The sequence below is a fragment of the Pseudalkalibacillus sp. A8 genome (assembly GCF_045920555.1).
Taxonomy (GTDB): domain Bacteria; phylum Bacillota; class Bacilli; order Bacillales; family Fictibacillaceae; genus Pseudalkalibacillus.
In genome coordinates this window covers 4,043,388-4,059,519 of record NZ_CP174509.1, presented here as the reverse complement: position 1 = coordinate 4,059,519, position 16,132 = coordinate 4,043,388, and the positions used below count along the sequence as shown (strand labels likewise).

Genomic DNA, 16,132 nt, shown 5'->3' with positions numbered 1-16,132 from the left:
CTTTACGTGTTACTGATACGATCAGGCATGAGTAAAGAAGATTATTGAAATGCAGAAAATAGGGGTAGTATATACCTTAGATGCATTTTGGTCTTTTTTACTCATGTCTTTTTTCTTTCTGTAACCGTATTCTTAAGCTATTGTGGACAACAATATCAATGGAGGTATAAAAAATGCAAAAGGCTTTTGGTACTTTACAAAAAGTCGGTAAAGCATTAATGCTACCGGTTGCAATTTTACCAGCTGCAGGTCTATTACTTGCGTTCGGTAATGCATTGCAGAACCCTACATTATTGGAATTGGCACCTTTCCTGGATAATGCAGTGATCGAAATGATCGCAGCAGTCATGGAAAAAGCCGGGGGAATCATATTTGATAACCTCGCATTGCTCTTTGCTGTTGGGGTCGCTATAGGTTTAGCAGGCGGTGACGGTGTTGCTGGACTTGCGGCGACTGTCGGATTCTTGATCATGAATGCAACAATGAGCGTTATCCAAGGACTTGAGATTGCAGATGTAACAGGTGAGAACGCTGACCCGGCATTTGCACTCGTATTGGGAATCCCTACCTTGCAAACAGGTGTGTTTGGAGGGATCATACTCGGTATAGTGGCCGCTTACATGTACAATAAGTTTTATAACATTGATTTACCATCGTACTTAGGATTCTTTGCTGGGAAACGATTTGTCCCGATTGCGACAGCAGCGAGTGCAGTTATTCTCGGTGTCATCCTCACATTCATCTGGCCGCCAGTACAGGCTGGTTTGAACGCTTTCTCTGAGAACATGGTGCATGCGAATTTGACCTTATCTGCGTTTGTATTCGGTGTCATTGAACGTGCATTGATCCCGTTTGGACTTCACCATATCTTTTACGCTCCATTCTGGTTTGAATTCGGTTCATATACTAATGAAGCAGGTAATCTCGTACGGGGAGACCAGCGTATTTTCTTTGAACAAATTAAGGATGGTGTTCAGAACTTGACTGCCGGGACTTTCATGACTGGTAAATTCCCATTCATGATGTTCGGACTACCTGCAGCAGCACTCGCCATCTATCATGAAGCACGTCCTGAGCGAAAAAAAGTTGTGGCTGGTATAATGGCTTCAGCAGCCCTGACATCGTTCTTGACGGGTATCACAGAACCAATTGAGTTCTCATTCTTGTTTGTAGCTCCTATATTGTTTGGAATCCATACGATTTTTGCTGGATTATCATTCATGACAATGCACTTGCTGGATGTTAAAATCGGTATGACTTTCTCTGGAGGACTGATCGACTACATTCTGTTCGGCGTCATAAACCCTCAAACAAACTGGTGGCTTGTAATTCCAGTTGGGCTTGTATTTGCGGTTATCTATTATTTCGGATTCCGCTTTGCGATCCGCAAATTCAACCTAATGACACCAGGACGGGAAGATGTAGCTGAAGATGAAGAAGATACGACACAATCCAGTACTTCCGAGTTGCCTTATAACATCTTAGAAGGACTTGGTGGACAAGATAACATCTCTCATTTAGATGCATGTATCACTCGTCTCCGTGTATCTGTAAATGATGTGAAAAAGGTGGACAAAGCAAGATTAAAGAAATTAGGAGCTTCAGGTGTGCTGGAAGTAGGGAACAACATTCAAGCGATTTTTGGCCCAAAGTCTGATTCCATTAAATCTCAAATGCAAGACATCATGAAAGGAAAACGGCCTCGGAAAATCGAAACAGATACGGATGAGGAAGTTCAAGAACAAATAGAAGATGTGACTCCTGGTGCTTTGAAAAATGAAGTTGAGGAGGACAAGGAAATGATTGTATCACCAATCAAAGGGGAAATTCTTGAAATTACAGAAGTACCAGATCAGGTCTTCTCAGGCAGGATGATGGGTGATGGCTTTGCGATTAAACCAGTGGATGGAACCGTAGTATCTCCAGTTGATGGTAGAGTGGTCAATGTATTTCCGACAAAGCATGCGATCGGATTAGAAACAGCTGGCGGTCGCGAAATTTTAATCCATTTTGGAATTGATACCGTCAACTTGAAAGGTGAAGGTTTCGAAATAATGGTTGAGCAAGGTGACGAAGTGAAAAAAGGTCAAACATTGATGAAGGCAGATCTTGATTACATTTCAAAACATGCAGCATCAATCATTACTCCAATTGTGTTTACAAACCTCCAAGAAGGAGAAAAAGTAAAAATCGAGAAGTCTGGCTCAGTTGATCACAAAGAACAAGACATTATCTCAATCGAAAAATAGGAAGGAAGATGAAAAATGGCAGAAAAGACTTTTACAGTAACGAGTGAATCAGGAATACATGCACGACCAGCAACAACATTAGTTAATAAGGCAGGACAATTCAGTTCTGATATTGAGCTTGAGCACAAAGGAAAAACAGTCAATCTGAAATCGATCATGGGTGTCATGTCTTTAGGAATCCAACAAGGCTCTGAAATTACAATCAAGGCAAATGGAAACGATGCGGATGATGCACTTTCTGCTTTGACAGATGTACTAAAACAAGAAGGACTTGCTGAGTAATGAGCAAACGCATCATAGGGATTGGAGCTTCTGCAGGAATTGCAATCGCAAAAGTTTTCAAGCTTGAAAATCCTGCCCTTGAAGTAGAAAAAACGACGATAGAAAATCCTGACCAAGAAATAGAGCGGTTTAAAGAAGCGATCCACCAATCGAAAAATGAACTTGAAGTCATCAAAGACCACGCAGAAAAAGAGCTAGGAGAAGACAAGGCAGCAATATTTGCTGCCCATCTTCTTGTTCTGCAAGACCCTGAATTGATCGATAATGTAACTAGTAAGATTAATGAGGAAAAGACCAATGCAGAAAGTGCTTTGGACGAAGTTTCAGGCATGTTCATTTCAATGTTCGAAAATATGGACAATGAATATATGAAGGAAAGAGCAGCAGACATCCGTGATGTTCGAAAAAGGGTGCTAGCTCACTTGATGAATGTTGAATTCAATACTCCAAGTATGATTACTGACGAAGTCATTATCATTGCTGATGACTTGACGCCTTCAGACACAGCCCAATTGAACAGAAACTATGTAAAAGGTTTCGCGACAGATATCGGAGGAAGAACATCCCATTCAGCAATCATGGCTCGCTCAATGGAAATTCCGTCTGTAGTCGGAACGAAAGAAATTACCGGTTCTGTGGAAAATGGCACGAATGTTATTATCGATGGTATAGATGGAGTTGTAATCATCGATCCAACAGAAGATGAAAAGGCATCCTATGAGCAAAAACGAGTACGCTATGAAGAGCAGAAGAAAGAATGGGCGAAGCTAGTCGATGAATCGACCAAATCAGCAGATGACAAACATGTTGAACTTGCTGCGAATATCGGCACACCAAAAGATCTCCCTGGCGTATTGAACAACGGGGCAGAAGGAATCGGATTGTACCGGACGGAATTCCTTTACATGAATCGGGATCAATTACCAACTGAAGAGGAACAGTTCGAGGCTTATAAAGAAGTCCTTTCTAAAATGGAAGGTAAACCTGTCGTCATCCGTACATTGGATGTAGGGGGAGACAAAGAATTACCATACTTGAACCTTCCGAAGGAACTGAATCCATTCTTAGGCTATCGAGCAATCCGTCTCTGCCTCGATCAGCAGACGATTTTCAGGACCCAACTTAAGGCGTTGTTACGTGCAAGTGCTTTTGGTAACTTGAAAGTGATGTTCCCGATGATCGCGATGCTGGAGGAATTCCGTCAAGCGAAAGCGATTCTTTTAGAAGAAAAGGAAAAGCTTGAGCAAGATGGGGTAGAAGTATCTGATTCAATTGAAATCGGAATGATGGTGGAAATTCCGTCAACCGCAGTAATGGCGGATATATTTGCTAAAGAAGTAGATTTCTTCAGTATTGGCACGAATGATTTGATTCAGTATACTATGGCAGCTGACCGTATGAATGAACAAGTATCTTATCTATACCAACCATATAACCCAGCTATTTTAAGACTGATCAAGAATGTAATCGATGCTGCTCATAATGAAGGCAAATGGGCCGGCATGTGTGGAGAAATGGCTGGAGATGAAATCGCTATTCCTATCCTGCTTGGATTAGGACTGGATGAGTTCAGTATGAGCGCAACGTCGATCCTGCCTGCTCGAAGCCAGATTCGGAAATTGAGTCAGGATGAAATTGCGACGCATATGGAGGATGTCCTGCAACTAGATACAGATGAAGCTGTAAAGCAATATGTTCAACAACATTTCTTGAAATAAAGGAAACGATTTGACCCATAAGGATGTAAATATCCCTTTTGGGTCATTTCTTTTATGGGTATTCTTGTTAGACTTATGTAAACATATTTAGACTTTTAGTCATTGTGTTTAGACATAGTCTGCACATACTCAGGGTTCTGTATCATTTTTAGAGGGAAAATTCAGTCTTTTTAATACCTTTAATGACAAAATATTGCACATTATCAGGAAATGTAGTTGAAAAAAACCACTAAACAACGCAAAATAGAAATAACAGTTTGTTCAGGAGGTTACATAGTTGGAGCTAGCTAAACAAGAAAAAATCAATGATATGGAAAAAGCACTAAGAATGATTTCAGCACATATAAAACAAAAGGGTAGGGAAATCTTGAATGATTTCTCTATTACACCGCCGCAATTTGTGGCGTTGCAATGGTTATTTGAACAAAATGAAATGACAATCGGAGACCTTTCAAACAAAATGTACCTTGCATACAGCACGACTACGGATTTGATCGACCGCATGGAAAAAAATGGACTAGTAAAAAGAATTCGGGATCCGAAAGATCGTCGTGTGGTCCGCATCCAGAAACTTGATAAGGGCTACGAAATAATAGAAGAGGTCATTAAACGGAGACAGAATTATCTTAAGGATCTGACTGAGCAATTTTCCGATGAAGAAATTGAAAATCTTCACCAAAGCTTGCATCTCCTTTATGACAAAATGAATTCACATACTACCAACTAGACTTGACAGAGAAATTGAGGGGTTTATTTGAATAGTCCTATAGGAATTATTGATTCTGGTGTCGGGGGGATGACTGTAGCTCGGGAAGTCATGAGGCAGCTTCCTAAAGAAAAAATTTATTATTTAGGAGATACATTACGTTGTCCATATGGTCCGAGACCTTTAGAAGAAGTCCGAACGTACACTTGGAGAATGATCCATTACTTTTTAGAGAAAAACATCAAGTTACTTGTGATTGCCTGTAATACAGCTACTGCTGCAGTTTTGGAAGAGGCGCAGGAAAAACTTCCGATTCCTGTAGTAGGGGTCATTCATCCAGGAGCACGAGCGGCTATAAAAAACACCTTGAACCGTGAAATTGGCGTAATCGGAACAGAGGGAACAATCAACAGCCGGGCTTATGTAAAGGCTTTACAAAATATTGATAATAATGTAAATGTTCATAGTCTCGCGTGCCCTGAATTTGTCCCCTTGGTTGAAAGTGGGATGATCGACACCCAAGAAACTTTGCAAGTGGTTTATGAAAGGCTCGCCCCATTGAGCGATTTACCGATCGATACTTTGATTCTCGGCTGTACACATTACCCGATTCTAGCACCCGTTATTGATAAAGTGATGGGGAGTAATGTCCGGATCATTTCATCTGGAGCGGAAACTGCGCGGGAAGTAAGTACGCTTCTATATTACAGTAATCGTCTATACACGGGCAATCAAACACCTGAACATCGTTTTTTTACAACAGGTTCCAGTCAAATCTTCAATCGTCTCACCAGTGAATGGTTTGATCAAAATGTAAAACATATTGAGCATATCGAATTATAAGTGGCACATCATTTTTTGTGCCGCTTTTCTTGTTTTTCAGACCTGTTATACGAGATTTTTATAGAAAATTGCTTTTAGCTGAAATTTGCGACACTCCTCCGAGAAAAGCGAGCCAGGCAAGACCCCGCAGGGATTTAAGGATCTTCGACTAACAACCACCACGTCCTGTGGTGAACGTCGAAGCCAGCACATCCTGTGCAAGTGAGCGAGGAGGCTTGCGGATCGCCCGCTGAAAGGGATTGAACTTCGTGAAAATTAACAATTAAATCCTTTCCTTCCATTTCCCTAAAATTATAGAACGATGGTCTAATTGGACGGATGGCTCGTATATATAGTAGTACAAACCATTGTAGGAGGGAATGGAATGAGGAAGAAGCAGAGGAGATTAATCTTTGTTTCTCTTTTAACAGGTCTATTACTGCTTATGTCTGGGTGTGGCTTGTTAACAGAAAAAACAAATAATGAAATCGATCCACCCCAAGAAGTCAATTTTCTGGATGATGGCGAGTCTTTAGAGGAGACTGGTGAAGACACAGATGCTCTGGCAGATGGGAAGGATGCCCCAGCAGGTGCTACAGAATCGCACCAATTGCAAGTATACTTAATTGATGAAAACGGGCTGGTTGTTCCCCAAACGATGAAAATGCCGAGTGAGGAAGATCCAGCAAAGCAAGTCGTCGAGTACTTAGTGAATGATGGAAAAGCGTCCAACTATATTCCAAATGGTATGCGAGCCGTTTTACCTGCAGGAACTGAGGTTTTAGGCTTGAACATAGACCAAGGAACAGCAACGGTCGACTTTTCAGAGGAGTTTAAAGAGTATGCAGCTGAAGATGAACTTCGTATATTACAATCTTTGACGTATACGCTTACACAATTCGATAATGTACACGCAGTCAAGATCAAGATTAACGGAGAAGACCAGAAAGTCATGCCGGTCAACCAGACACCGATTGGCGAAAACATGACACGGGCAGATGGCATCAATATTGAGACCAATGGAGTTGTCGATGTGACAGGAAGCAAGACCGTAACGGTTTACTTCATAGGCCAAAATGGTGATGATGACTTCTATTATGTTCCGGTCACAAGAAAAGTGAATTCGAATGAAAACATGGTAAAAGCCACTGTTGATGAATTGTTAAGCGGACCATCCATTCAATCCGGTCTGTTGACGGATATGAGAAATGAAGTTGAACTTGTAAGTGCCCCAGTTGAAGAGGATGGGGTCGTAACATTAGACTTCAATGAGGCGCTCCTCAGTGAACAGAAAAATACAGCTATATCTGAGGCTGTTCTGAACTCACTGGTATTATCATTGACTGAACTTACGGGTATCGAAAAGGTACAGATCAAAGTGAATGGTACGAGTGAAGTCGTTAACCAAGATGGAAAATTATTGACTGAGCCTGTTTCAAGACCTGTGAATGTGAATACTGTAGAATTTTAAAATGAATAGAGGAAGTAAATGTGTTACGATAAAAGAGTAGGCGGTTAACAACCGCCTTTTTCTTTTGCCAAAGACGTGTGATCACCGGCATACTTTATGGATCGTGATGGTCATACTAATCAATAATGTAAGTTATAAAGGAGGAATTTCGGATGAGAACAGACGGTAGAATGAATGATCAGTTAAGAAAAATACATATCGAAACGAATTATATTAAACACCCGGAAGGCTCTGTTTTGATTTCAGTGGGGGATACAAAAGTCATTTGTACAGCTAGTATTGAAGATCGCGTTCCACCTTTTATGAGAAACCAAGGGAAAGGTTGGATTGCAGCGGAGTATTCAATGCTTCCACGTGCTACAGAGCAGCGGAACATCCGTGAATCCAGTAAAGGGAAAGTGTCTGGGCGAACGATGGAGATTCAACGATTGATTGGTCGCGCACTCCGGTCAGTAGTAGAGCTGGATAAATTCGGAGAGCGTACCTGCTGGATCGATTGCGATGTCATACAGGCGGATGGAGGAACCCGTACTGCAAGTATCACTGGTGCATTTGTAGCTATGACTATGGCTTTCAACAGACTCATTGAGCAAGATGTCATCAAGAAAATGCCGATAAAAGAATTTTTAGCTGCTACGTCCGTTGGGGTAGTGCCAGAAAACGGGGAGATCTTAGACCTGTGCTACGAAGAGGATTCTAAAGCCCATGTCGATATGAATGTCATCATGACTGGTGGGAAAGAATTTGTAGAACTGCAAGGTACAGGTGAAGAGGCAACATTCTCATACAATCAATTGCAAGCAATGCTTAACCTTGCAGATAAAGGGATTACTGAACTTATAGAATATCAAAAAGAAGCACTAGGAGATATTCACCGGCTCATCGGTGAAAAGTAGGTGTTTATTCATGAAAAAGGTCATCATCGCGTCCCATAATGAGGGTAAAGTCAAGGAATTCCGGGAAATGTTTAAAGAGTTTGGGTTAAAGGTGGTTTCTTTGAGAGACCTGGATTTTCACGAGGAAATCGAAGAGAATGGTTCAACTTTCAAAGAAAACGCCAGTATTAAAGCAGAAACAATCGCAAACCATTTCCAAGAACCTGTCATTGCTGATGATTCCGGACTTGAAATTGATGCACTGGATGGCAGGCCTGGAATCTATTCAGCGCGCTATGCAGGGGAAGAAAAAGACGATGAAGCCAACCTGAAGAAGGTACTAGCGGAAATGGAACATGTGCCAGAAAAGGATCGTTCTGCTCGATTTATCTGTGTTTTAGCGATTGCACGACCAGGGAAAGAAACAAGTAGTGTTGAAGGTAAGTGTGAAGGAATCATTCTTCATGAAAAAAGAGGAGATCACGGTTTTGGCTATGATCCGATTTTCTATCTTCCTGCTATGGGGAAAACGTTAGCTCAATTGGAACCAGGGGAAAAGAACAAAATCAGTCACCGTGCAAAGGCTTTGAGAGAATTACGCAATCATTGGTCTGAAATCTTTTACACTTGAAGAAAGTAAAGCTTTCCTCAGTATGTTTTCACAAGCTGGTAACTCCGGAAGCTTAACGCCGCATGAAGAAAAAGCGTTAGCTTTTTCGAGGGTCAAAGCACAGCCTTCACCAAGAGTTTTGCTTTGCGAAGTTTACTTTAGCTTTTTAAAGGAGGACCTTTCAATGAATGTTTTAGTCGTAAGTGATAGTCATGGACTGACAAAGGAACTGAAGGAAGTCGTTGATCTGCATAAAAATCAGCTCGATGTAATGATCCATTGTGGGGATTCTGAACTTCCTTCGGATGATCCGATGCTGCGGCCATTTTACAATGTTCAAGGAAATATGGATCTCGGCCATCATGATTTCCCGAATGAAACATTAATTGAAGAACAAGACTACCGCCTGTTTGTCACACATGGACACTTATACAATGTGAAAATGTCCTACATGAATTTAGCCTATAAAGCTGAAGAAAAAGGAGCGGACCTGGTTTTCTTCGGGCACTCTCATACAGCAGAATCATTCGAAGAAAATGGTATGGTTTTTGTTAACCCGGGAAGTCTCCGTTTGCCTAGAGGGCGGAAAGAAAGGTCTTATGCAATTTGTGAATGTAAGGATCGTCATAAAATACGGGTACGTTTTTTTGAATTTGATGGGGAAGAACTGACAGATTTATCAACTGAATATCAATTATAAAAGAAAAAGAACTCACGATCATTAAAAAAACCATTGACATTTCCCTCGTAATTCGATATATTAATTATTGTCGCTGATTGATGCGGGTGTAGTTTAGTGGTAAAACAAGAGCCTTCCAAGCTCTGGTCGTGGGTTCGATTCCCATCACCCGCTCCATTTATTAACATGTCCCAGTAGCTCAGCTGGATAGAGCAACAGCCTTCTAAGCTGTCGGTCGGGCGTTCGAATCGCTCCTGGGACGCCATACTTAATACATACAAACGCTTCTATTGCATAAAAGCAGGGAGCGTTTTTTCTTATAGTTGATGATAACCTTAGTCGTTGGAGCTTCCTGATACCCTTTGAGTGGGTAAAACCGACTGTAAGGTACTCATAAAGACTTTATAAAATCCTTCAAGAGTAAAAATCCCATTAACTGGTTGCTTACTCCGTCCTTCATCCATACATACATGAATGTTGATGTCAAGACAAGTGTAATATAGACTTAATATGTTAGAATTTGTTTTTAAGAAGTTAAACTGCTAAACTTGCTTTAAACGATTGATAAAAAGCGGGGAGATTGTTTTGGAAAAAGACCATAAAGGGCCGCGTGAAAGTAAAATCGTTTACTTCCCAAACCTTACTGCAAAGCTTGTGAATAAGGGAATGTCAGCCCTAAAACAAAAGAAATTCAAAGAATCGCTGAATTATTTCCAACAGCTTATCGAGATGGAACCGGATCATCCACAAGGTAACGTTGGCGTTGTCTTAAGTCTGGTTGAACTTGGTGAATTGAGAGAAGCAAAGGAAAAGTGTGATACGATTCTTAAAAAAGACATCGGTGAGTATTATGATGTCCTGCAAATTTACATATCCATCCTCATCCAATTAGGCGATTATGAAGAAGTTGTGGAAATTCTCGAAGCAGTCATCCAAGAGCAAAGCCTGCCGCCGCAAATGGCTGAAAACTTCTATCAGCTTTTATATTTCAGTCGAAAAATGGCTGAGGATGAACCGAGTGATAACTTTGTTTTTGAAACGAAATTTTCGGATCAAGAGGTAGAACATCTTGCAACACAATTGAGATCACCGGACTCTAAGAAACAATGGCAAGCAGTACAATCGATTGAAAAACCTGATCAACCAGCAGTACGTAATGAGTTGAAGAATTTTCTTACATATCCCGATGCCAATCCATCTTTAAAAACAATTGTTCTGCAAATGCTGAAAGAGGGAGACGCGTCAGAAACCATCAGTATACATAAATTTGGGAAGACGATGACGGTAAGTCCTGACCAACTTCATGACATACCAGACGGACAATTTTATAGACTGGTTAAAACCATCATCGAGCATCAATTGGAACAACAGAATCCGACATTGTTAGAAATGGCTGAACAAATCTGGGACCATTACTTATTTATGATTTACCCGTTCCAACCAGAGCCCCTTAATGAACAATTATGGGCCGTCGCCGTTCTTGAAGTAGCTCATAGGCTGAACGGTATAGATTTTGATGGGGATGATCTGCAGGTTGCTTTTTCATTAGATGAAGAGTTACTTGAGGATGTTGTTGGAAAGATCATAGAAATTGAACGATTATCAATGAAAGAAGTCGGTCTCTCTGATGACTAGTCGAACTAGTTGAAAACCAATGTTCATGTGTTATAATGTAGTGGTTGCAAACTCATTCGTACGTTAATGTAGTTATAAGAAGATAAATGTTGGAGGGAATTATAGTCATGAGTGCAAAATGGGAAAAGCAAGAAGGCAATCTAGGTGTATTAACCATTGATGTAGATGCTGAACGTGTCAACGAAGCATTGGATCAAGCGTTCAAAAAGGTCGTAAAAAAAGTGAACGTACCAGGATTCCGTAAGGGGAAAGTCCCGCGTTCAATGTTTGAAAAGCGTTTCGGAGTGGAAGCACTTTACCAGGACGCTTTAGATATCCTGCTTCCTAGCGCATATACTCAAGCAGTTGAGGAAACAGGAATCGAGCCGGTCGACCAGCCTGATGTTGATATCGAGCAAATGGAAAAAGGTAAAAACCTTGTTTTCAAAGCAACTGTTACAGTCAAGCCTGAAGTCAAACTAGGTGAATATAAAGGCCTTGAAGTAGAAAAACAAGATAGTGAAGTTACAGATGAAGATGTCCAAGAAGAATTGACAGCTCTTCAAAAGAAGCATGCTGAATTGGCTGTGAAAGAAGAAGGTAAAGTTGAAAAAGGCGATACAGTTATAATCGACTTTGCTGGATATGTTGACGGGGAAGCTTTCGAAGGCGGAACTGCTGAGAACTATTCTCTTGAAATCGGATCGGGATCATTCATTCCTGGTTTCGAAGAGCAGCTTGAAGGTGAAGAAGCAGGTGCTGAAAAGGACGTCGAAGTAACATTCCCTGAGGAATACCATGCTGAAGAGCTTGCCGGAAAACCAGCTACGTTTAAAGTGAAAATCCATGAAATCAAACAACTGGAACTTCCTGAGCTGGATGACGAGTTTGCTAAGGACGCAAATGAAGAAGTGGAAACACTTGATGAGTTGAAATCTCAAATTAAAGAGCGTCTTCAAAATGACAAAGCGACACAAGCTGAAAATGAAATGAAAGATCAACTTGTTCAAAAAGCTTCTGAAAACGCAGAGATAGATGTTCCTGAAGCAATGGTCAATTCCGAACTTGATCGTATGATGAAGGAATTCGATCAACGCCTTCAAATGCAAGGTATGAACTTGGATATGTACTCTCAGTTCTCAGGCACTTCTGAAGATCAGTTGAAAGAGCAAATGAAAGAAGATGCAGAAAAGCGTGTTCGTACAAACTTGACTCTTGAAGCGATCGCTGAAGCTGAAAACATTGAAGTCTCAGAAGAAGAAGTAGATGAAGAAATCAAGAAGATGGCTGAAATGTACCAAATGGAAGTTGATAAAATGAAGCAAATGCTTGCGATGCAAGGTGGACCTGATCTATTGAAGGGTGACTTGAAAGTTCGTAAGGCAATTGATTTTCTTGTAGAGAATAGCAAAACTGTTGCATAATATAAAGTAGGATATGAAACAAGGCGCGAACTTTCGTGCCTTGTTTTGTACAAAAAAGCTTTATTTATATGTATAAGATTTTCCAGAGAGCTAATCCAAAAAATATAGTTTTAATAGGAATCGCACAACTGAATTATGACTATACTGATACATATCAGCACTTGAATTTTACATATCAAAGCGTTATTATTTTTGTTTTACGGCTCTTCATGATAAAATCGTATGTACATAATTAAAATGGAATCCATCGACAGATTTGTTACTCTGAAAACTATTGGAAATCTTTCAATGTGTAAAATACACTCGATGACAAATAACTAAAAGTAACAATTCATCCAAACCATTCTTAGGGGTGATTCAATGTTTAAATTTAACGAAGAAAAAGGACAATTGAAGTGTTCTTTCTGTGGTAAAACACAAGATCAAGTACGTAAACTGGTTGCCGGACCAGGTGTCTATATTTGTGATGAATGTATTGAATTGTGTACAGAAATCGTAGAAGAGGAACTCGGTACAGAAGAGGATGTAGAATTTAAAGACGTACCGAAGCCTCAGGAAATCCGGAAGATTCTTGATGATTATGTCATTGGCCAGGATCAAGCGAAAAAATCGCTTTCCGTTGCGGTCTATAATCATTACAAGCGTATCAACGCATCTAAGAAGTCGGACGATGTCGAGTTGGCAAAAAGTAATATTGCAATGATCGGACCGACAGGTAGCGGTAAAACATTGCTGGCTCAAACTTTGGCACGTATCCTCAATGTACCGTTCGCAATTGCTGATGCTACATCATTAACTGAAGCAGGTTACGTCGGTGAAGATGTGGAAAACATCTTACTTAAACTGATCCAGTCTGCAGATTACGATGTGGAAAAAGCAGAGCGCGGCATCATTTACATTGATGAAATCGATAAGATTGCACGTAAATCTGAGAACCCATCCATTACTCGTGATGTATCTGGTGAAGGTGTACAACAAGCCTTACTGAAGATTCTGGAAGGAACTGTTGCAAGCGTTCCTCCTCAAGGCGGACGTAAGCATCCACATCAGGAATTCATCCAGATCGATACAACCAACATCTTATTCATCTGTGGTGGAGCATTCGATGGAATTGAACAGATCGTCAAACGTCGTCTAGGTAAAAAGGTCATCGGATTCGGAACCGAGACTACCGAAAAAGCTGACCTTAAACAAGGTGAATACCTATCAAAAGTATTGCCTGAAGACCTGCTTCGTTTTGGACTTATTCCAGAATTCATCGGTCGTTTGCCAGTAACGGCAAGTTTAACGCCACTGGATGAAGAAGCATTGGTAGAGATCCTCACAAAGCCGAAGAACGCTCTTGTGAAACAATACAAGAAGCTGTTGCAGCTTGATGAAGTAGAGCTTGAATTTACTGAAGACGCGTTGAGCGAAATCTCAAAACAAGCGATTGAACGTAAAACAGGAGCACGTGGTCTGCGTTCCATAATTGAAGGAATCATGCTTGATGTCATGTTTGACCTTCCTTCACGGGAAGATATCAATAAATGTATCATCACAGCTGAAACGGTTACGGAAAAAGTACCGCCACAACTTGTTCTTGAAGATGGAACGGTTGTCGATGAAAAGAAACCAAAAGAAAGTGCTTGATTAATATTGCGATGAAACACTCCGCTGAATGCGGAGTGTTTTTTTAATATGATTATGGAGCTTCAGCAGCTCTTGGTACTTATAGGATAGTATAACTTTCTGTAATTCATGTTATTTATCCAACAGCTTTCCGCAAATCTGTTCAAAAATCCACACCAACACCATCTTCTACTGTTAAACTGACAATTCCAAATTCCTCTATTCAATTCTTAAAATAACGTTTAGTCCAACACATGCTCGGAGATACTAATGGATACGAAAACATACATATTGGAGGGGAAAGTATGAGTTGGACAGGAATAGCATTGATCATCCAGCTGTTCTTCGGAATCATCATCGGTCTCTACTTTTGGAATTTATTACGAAACCAACGTACACAGAAAGTCTCGATAGATAAGGAATCACGAAAGGAAATGGATCAGCTTCGGAGGCTGAGAAATATTTCATTAAGCGAACCATTATCAGAAAAGGTCCGTCCTTCACGCTTTGATGAAATCATTGGTCAAGCAGAAGGAATACGTGCTTTACAAGCTGCGTTATGTGGTCCGAATCCGCAACACGTCATCATTTATGGGCCACCAGGAGTAGGGAAGACAGCTGCTGCGAGAATCGTACTGGAAGAAGCCAAGAAAAATATACGGTCACCATTTAAGCCGACAGCTGTTTTTGTTGAACTGGATGCAACGACAGCCCGTTTTGATGAAAGAGGTATTGCAGATCCCCTCATCGGTTCTGTGCATGATCCGATCTATCAAGGCGCTGGAGCGATGGGGCAAGCAGGAATTCCGCAGCCGAAACAAGGGGCAGTCACGAATGCGCACGGGGGTGTGCTGTTCATTGATGAAATCGGTGAACTTCATCCGATCCAGATGAACAAGCTTCTGAAGGTTCTTGAAGATCGTAAAGTCTTCTTGGAAAGTGCTTATTATAGTGAAGAAAACACTCAGATTCCGCAGCATATCCATGATATTTTCCGAAATGGATTACCTGCTGATTTCCGCTTGATTGGTGCAACTACTCGTACACCTGATGAGATTCCACCAGCAATTCGTTCACGATGTCTTGAAATTTTCTTTAAAGAGCTGACCGCCGAAGATATCATCCGAATTGCAAAAAGATCAGTGGAGAAAATCAGCTTTACAATTGAAGAGAATGCTTTGGCCCTCCTTTCCCGATATGCGCGAAATGGCCGGGAAGCTGTAAATAGTATACAGATTGCTGCAGGGTTAGCAATCACGGAGGATCGCAACCATTTAACGAAAAGTGATATCGAATGGGTTCTCCACTCCAGCCAGCTGTCCCCTAGGATGGAATCAAAGATCCACCCAGTGCCTCGAATTGGTTATATCAATGGTTTAGCTGTTTATGGGCCCAATACAGGTGCATTACTCGAAATTGAAGCTACGGTGATCCCTTCGAAAGAAAATGGCTCGATCATGATCACAGGTATCGTGGAAGAGGAGAGTATCGGCAGTCAATCAAAATCAATAAGGCGCAAAAGCCTGGCAAAAAGCTCAGTCGAAAATGTGCTTACAGTTCTTAGAAGAATGGGTGTTCCTTCTAACAACTATGATATTCATATCAATTTCCCTGGGGGCGCTCCAGTCGATGGTCCTTCTGCGGGGATAGCGATCGCAACAGCCATTTATTCAGCAATAAAAGGTATCAAAGTCGACAACCAAATTGCCATGACAGGTGAAATCAGTATACATGGAAGTGTCAAGCCTGTTGGAGGCGTATTTGCAAAAGTTACAGCTGCAAGCCAGGCAGGGGTTCAGACCGTATTTGTCCCTAAAGAAAATCAACAATCGATTTTAAAAGAAATCCAAGGGATCGAAATTATTTATGTCGATCACTTAGATGAGGTTTTCGAACATGTCTTTAAGGAAAAGTATAATAAAGAAAGAGTCGATAGCATTACTGTGCAAGAGTCCTCGCCAAAGGTAGTTTGAGGCGGGGGTTTCTTTTTTCATATCCGGATGACATGAATCATTCTTTGTCACGATTGGATTATGAAAAACGGATTTTTTCCCGAACATTGAAATATTCT

The 16,132-nt window shown here is 41.0% G+C and carries 13 protein-coding genes and 2 tRNA genes; all 15 read left to right on the top strand.

All coding sequences use genetic code 11. From position 1 onward, the window contains the following. The first annotated feature begins 173 nt into the window (after positions 1 to 173). Entirely contained in the window at positions 174 to 2,249 is a 2,076-nt protein-coding gene (gene ptsG / locus ACJROX_RS20870; protein WP_408007126.1) for a glucose-specific PTS transporter subunit IIBC, read from the top strand. A gap of 15 nt (positions 2,250 to 2,264) precedes the next feature. Further along, positions 2,265 to 2,531 carry a phosphocarrier protein HPr gene (locus tag ACJROX_RS20865; protein WP_408007125.1) on the top strand — a complete coding sequence of 89 codons (267 nt, stop codon included), beginning with the start codon at positions 2,265 to 2,267 and terminating at the stop codon, positions 2,529 to 2,531. Then, complete coding sequence (ptsP, locus tag ACJROX_RS20860; RefSeq protein ID WP_408007124.1) at positions 2,531 to 4,249, top strand: phosphoenolpyruvate--protein phosphotransferase; 1,719 nt, start codon at positions 2,531 to 2,533, stop codon at positions 4,247 to 4,249. Before ACJROX_RS20865 ends, ptsP begins: the two co-directional genes overlap by 1 nt. Before the next feature lie 310 nt (positions 4,250 to 4,559). Continuing rightward, positions 4,560 to 4,976, top strand: coding sequence for a MarR family winged helix-turn-helix transcriptional regulator (locus tag ACJROX_RS20855; RefSeq protein WP_408011719.1), 417 nt, complete (start codon positions 4,560 to 4,562; stop codon positions 4,974 to 4,976). Positions 4,977 to 5,003: 27 nt separating this feature from the next. Further along, positions 5,004 to 5,798, top strand: coding sequence for a glutamate racemase (racE, locus tag ACJROX_RS20850; RefSeq protein ID WP_408007123.1), 795 nt, complete (start codon positions 5,004 to 5,006; stop codon positions 5,796 to 5,798). A 364-nt stretch (positions 5,799 to 6,162) separates the two neighbouring features. Next, positions 6,163 to 7,248: a GerMN domain-containing protein gene (locus ACJROX_RS20845; protein ID WP_408007122.1), complete on the top strand. Its 1,086-nt coding sequence runs from the start codon at positions 6,163 to 6,165 to the stop codon at positions 7,246 to 7,248. 152 nt (positions 7,249 to 7,400) lie between these two features. Beyond that, the gene (gene rph / locus ACJROX_RS20840) at positions 7,401 to 8,144 is read left to right on the top strand and encodes a ribonuclease PH (protein ID WP_408007121.1); all 744 of its coding nucleotides are present in this window, start codon (positions 7,401 to 7,403) and stop codon (positions 8,142 to 8,144) included. A 10-nt stretch (positions 8,145 to 8,154) separates the two neighbouring features. Further along, positions 8,155 to 8,754, top strand: a complete 600-nt coding sequence (locus ACJROX_RS20835) for an XTP/dITP diphosphatase (protein WP_408007120.1) — start codon at positions 8,155 to 8,157, stop codon at positions 8,752 to 8,754. A 163-nt stretch (positions 8,755 to 8,917) separates the two neighbouring features. Next, positions 8,918 to 9,433, top strand: a complete 516-nt coding sequence (locus ACJROX_RS20830; RefSeq protein WP_408007119.1) for a metallophosphoesterase family protein — start codon at positions 8,918 to 8,920, stop codon at positions 9,431 to 9,433. A gap of 82 nt (positions 9,434 to 9,515) precedes the next feature. Further along, positions 9,516 to 9,589, top strand: a tRNA-Gly gene (locus ACJROX_RS20825). Positions 9,590 to 9,600: 11 nt separating this feature from the next. Further along, a tRNA-Arg gene (locus ACJROX_RS20820) sits at positions 9,601 to 9,677 on the top strand. Positions 9,678 to 9,997: 320 nt separating this feature from the next. Further along, on the top strand, positions 9,998 to 11,047 hold the full coding sequence (locus ACJROX_RS20815) for a hypothetical protein (RefSeq protein WP_408007118.1): 1,050 nt from the start codon (positions 9,998 to 10,000) through the stop codon (positions 11,045 to 11,047). Between the two features lie 107 nt (positions 11,048 to 11,154). Then, entirely contained in the window at positions 11,155 to 12,450 is a 1,296-nt protein-coding gene (gene tig / locus ACJROX_RS20810; protein WP_408007117.1) for a trigger factor, read from the top strand. Between the two features lie 360 nt (positions 12,451 to 12,810). Continuing rightward, positions 12,811 to 14,082 carry an ATP-dependent protease ATP-binding subunit ClpX gene (clpX, locus tag ACJROX_RS20805; protein WP_408007115.1) on the top strand — a complete coding sequence of 424 codons (1,272 nt, stop codon included), beginning with the start codon at positions 12,811 to 12,813 and terminating at the stop codon, positions 14,080 to 14,082. Positions 14,083 to 14,366: 284 nt separating this feature from the next. Beyond that, the gene (lonB, locus tag ACJROX_RS20800; protein WP_408007114.1) at positions 14,367 to 16,034 is read left to right on the top strand and encodes an ATP-dependent protease LonB; all 1,668 of its coding nucleotides are present in this window, start codon (positions 14,367 to 14,369) and stop codon (positions 16,032 to 16,034) included. The last annotated feature ends 98 nt before the right edge of the window (positions 16,035 to 16,132 follow it).

Coding starts and splice junctions, on each gene's coding strand:
- ptsG (WP_408007126.1), top strand. CDS start 174: ATGCAAAAGGCTTTTGGTACTTTACAAAAAGTCGGTAAAGCATTAATG.
- ACJROX_RS20865 (WP_408007125.1), top strand. CDS start 2,265: ATGGCAGAAAAGACTTTTACAGTAACGAGTGAATCAGGAATACATGCA.
- ptsP (WP_408007124.1), top strand. CDS start 2,531: ATGAGCAAACGCATCATAGGGATTGGAGCTTCTGCAGGAATTGCAATC.
- ACJROX_RS20855 (WP_408011719.1), top strand. CDS start 4,560: ATGGAAAAAGCACTAAGAATGATTTCAGCACATATAAAACAAAAGGGT.
- ACJROX_RS20845 (WP_408007122.1), top strand. CDS start 6,163: ATGAGGAAGAAGCAGAGGAGATTAATCTTTGTTTCTCTTTTAACAGGT.
- rph (WP_408007121.1), top strand. CDS start 7,401: ATGAGAACAGACGGTAGAATGAATGATCAGTTAAGAAAAATACATATC.
- ACJROX_RS20835 (WP_408007120.1), top strand. CDS start 8,155: ATGAAAAAGGTCATCATCGCGTCCCATAATGAGGGTAAAGTCAAGGAA.
- ACJROX_RS20830 (WP_408007119.1), top strand. CDS start 8,918: ATGAATGTTTTAGTCGTAAGTGATAGTCATGGACTGACAAAGGAACTG.
- tig (WP_408007117.1), top strand. CDS start 11,155: ATGAGTGCAAAATGGGAAAAGCAAGAAGGCAATCTAGGTGTATTAACC.
- clpX (WP_408007115.1), top strand. CDS start 12,811: ATGTTTAAATTTAACGAAGAAAAAGGACAATTGAAGTGTTCTTTCTGT.
- lonB (WP_408007114.1), top strand. CDS start 14,367: ATGAGTTGGACAGGAATAGCATTGATCATCCAGCTGTTCTTCGGAATC.